3 protein-coding genes are annotated in these 2971 nt (G+C 67.4%); all 3 read right to left on the minus strand.

What is annotated here, in order from left to right; genetic code table 11:
• A partial coding sequence (moxR1, locus tag NN2_RS35505) for a chaperone MoxR1 (RefSeq protein ID WP_439955880.1) occupies positions 1–1071 on the minus strand: 1071 nt, incomplete at its 3' end.
• Positions 1072–1261: 190 nt separating this feature from the next.
• The gene (gene mraY / locus NN2_RS35510; RefSeq protein WP_063019638.1) at positions 1262–2338 is read right to left on the minus strand and encodes a phospho-N-acetylmuramoyl-pentapeptide-transferase; all 1077 of its coding nucleotides are present in this window, start codon (positions 2336–2338) and stop codon (positions 1262–1264) included.
• Positions 2339–2434: 96 nt separating this feature from the next.
• A partial coding sequence (locus tag NN2_RS35515; RefSeq protein ID WP_169812495.1) for an NlpC/P60 family protein occupies positions 2435–2971 on the minus strand: 537 nt, incomplete at its 5' end.

Genomic DNA, 2971 nt, shown 5'->3' on the forward strand with positions numbered 1-2971 from the left:
CGGCATCGGCGCCGGGCCGCCGGGGGCGGGTGCGTTGGCCTGGGTGGCGACCTGCGGCAGGCCGACGGTCTGCAGCACCCGGCGGATCACGTCGTCGGGGCTGACCTCGTCGGCGAGCGCGTCGTAGGACAGCACGAGGCGGTGGCGCAGCACATCCGGAACGACCTCGACCACATCCTGCGGCACCACGTAATCGCGGCCGCGGATCAGCGCGACCGCGCGGGCGGCGGCGATGATGCCGAGGCTGGCACGCGGCGAGGCACCGTAGGCGATCCAGCCCGCGACGTCCTCGAGCCCGAATTCGGCCGGTTTGCGGGTCGCGGCGATGACGCGCACGACGTAGTCGACCAGGGCGTGGTGGACGAAGGTGTTCGCGGCCAGCTTCTGCAGCCGGATCAGTTCGGCCGGCTCCAGGATCTGCTTGGGCTCCGGCGGGGTCACACCCATCCGGTAGATGATCTCGCGCTCCTCTTCGACCGTTGGATAGTCGACGACGACCTTGAACAGGAAGCGGTCGCGCTGCGCCTCGGGCAGCGGGTACACACCCTCGCTCTCGATCGGGTTCTGGGTCGCCATGACCAGGAACGGATCGGGCATCGGGTAGGTCTTGCCGCCGATCGACACGTGCCGTTCGGCCATGACCTCGAGCAGTGCCGACTGCACCTTCGCGGGCGCGCGGTTGATCTCGTCGGCGAGGACGAAGTTGGCGACGACCGGACCCAGTTCGGTGTCGAACTCCTCGCGTCCCTGCCGGTAGATGCGGGTACCGATGAGATCGGTGGGCACCAGGTCGGGGGTGAACTGCACGCGCGAGAAGCTGCCGCCGACCACCCTCGCGAAGGTCTCCACCGCCAGCGTCTTGGCGATGCCGGGCACACCCTCGAGCAGCACGTGCCCGCGAGCCAGAACGCCGACGAGCAGCCGCTCGACCAACCGGTCCTGACCGACGATGACCCGTTTGACTTCGTAGATCGCCTTCTCCAGGGTCGCGACGTCACGCTCCAAAGTGCCCGAGGCGGCCTCCGCCTGCTTCACCGCACTCCCAGCGCTCACATCGTCCGTCGAAGTCACCAAACTCCCCGCTTTCGCTTCGGTCTCCATGCGTGCCGCCCCAACTATTCCAGGTATCGAGCAAGATTGCCGCAACTGGGCTCGCACAATGTCGCGGGCCAGGCCTCCCGGGCGGATCGGAAGGCGCTCGACGGTGTCCGGAATGCGCCGATTCCGAATTGCCGTGTCGCAGCCGGTCGCCGCGGCGGTTTCAGCCCACCGCGGCCAGATATTCGGCGTAGAACAGGGCCAGCCCGACCGCCGCCGCGATGCCCGCGAGCAGCCAGAATCTGATGATCACCGTGGTTTCGGGCCAGCCGCCGAGTTCGAAATGGTGGTGGAACGGCGCCATCTTGAACAACCGGTTGCGAGTGGTGCGGAAAACCGCGATCTGCAACGCCACGGACAGAATTTCGGCGAAGAACAACGCGCCCACGACCACCATCAGCAATTCGGTGCGGGTGGTGATCGAGATTCCGGCCAGCAGCCCGCCCAGGGCCAGCGACCCGGTATCGCCCATGAAGATCTTGGCCGGATTGGCATTCCACCACAGGAATCCGATGCAGGCCGCGCCACCGGCCGCGCAGACCACGGCCAGATCCAGCGGGTCACGCACGCTGTAGCAGCCCGGAAGCGCGTGGGCGGCACAGGAATTGGTGTACTGCCAGAACGTCACGATGACGTAGGCCCCGAGCGCGAAACCCATCGATCCCGCGGCCAGCCCGTCCAGCCCGTCGGTGATGTTCACCGCATTGGACCAGGCGACGACCACGAAGCACACCGCCAGCAGGAAGACCACCAGCGGAAAGGCCACCGTGGGCCAGTCCCGCACGTAGGACACCTGCCGGCCGGCCGGGGTGAGCCCGGTGCTGCCGGGAAAGCGCAGTGCGAGGATTCCGAACACCACGGCAGCGCCGATCTGGCCGATGTACTTGCCCGTCGCGGTCAGGCCCAGATTGCGGTGCTTGCGGATCTTGATGAAATCGTCGAGGAACCCGACGAACCCCAGCGCGCTGGCCAGGCCGAGCACCAGCAGCCCGGAGGCCGAGGGCCCGTCGGCGTCGTAGCGCAGGCCGATCAGGTGCGAGCCCAGATATCCGGCCCACAGCCCGGCCACGATGGCGATGCCACCCATGGTGGGAGTGCCACGTTTGGCCTGATGACTCTGCGGTCCCTCGACGCGGATCTGCTGGCCGAGATTCCGGCGTGCGAACAACCTGATCAGCAACGGCGTCACGGTGATCGAGACCGCGAGTGCGATCGCCGCCGAGAACAGGATCTGCCTCATCAATACCCCAACTACTGCCGAACTCTCGGCTCGTGCCGAACGGACCGGCACGATGTGTGCCGATTCGCATGGTAGCCAAGATCATTCGGAGGTGCGTCAGGTGATCAGGCGAACGGCGTACGGCATGATGCCGCCCTCGCGCACCGACGAAATCTTCACGACGTCACCGGATTCGGGCGCCTCGATCATTTTGCCGTCGCCCAGGTACAGCGCGACGTGCTCACTGCCGTTGGCGCCCCAGAACAGCATGTCCCCGCGCTCGCGCTGGGCGACCTTGACCCGGGTGCCCATCGTGTACTGGTAGCCGCTGTAATGCGGCAGGGAGATGCCGACACCGGCGAAGGCGTAGATCATCAGGCCGGAGCAGTCGAAGCCCACCTTGTTGTAGTCGCCGTAGGAATCGGCCACACCGCCGTCGTGGATGCCCTTGGTGGGGCCGTCCTCGTCGCCACCGCCCCAGGCATAGGTCACGCCGAGCTGCGACATCGCACGGTCGACGACCGTCTCGATCAGTTCGGAGCGGCTGCCGCTGGGCCGGCTGGGGGTCGACATCGATCGGCGCGGCGGCGGCGCGTTGTCCAGCTGGGTGTGCGGCCGCTTGCCCGCGCCGAGTTCGGCCGCGCGGTCCTGGGC

Origin of the sequence: Nocardia nova NBRC 15556, from assembly GCF_001613005.1 — a bacterium.
In the GTDB taxonomy this organism is placed as follows: domain Bacteria; phylum Actinomycetota; class Actinomycetes; order Mycobacteriales; family Mycobacteriaceae; genus Nocardia; species Nocardia nova.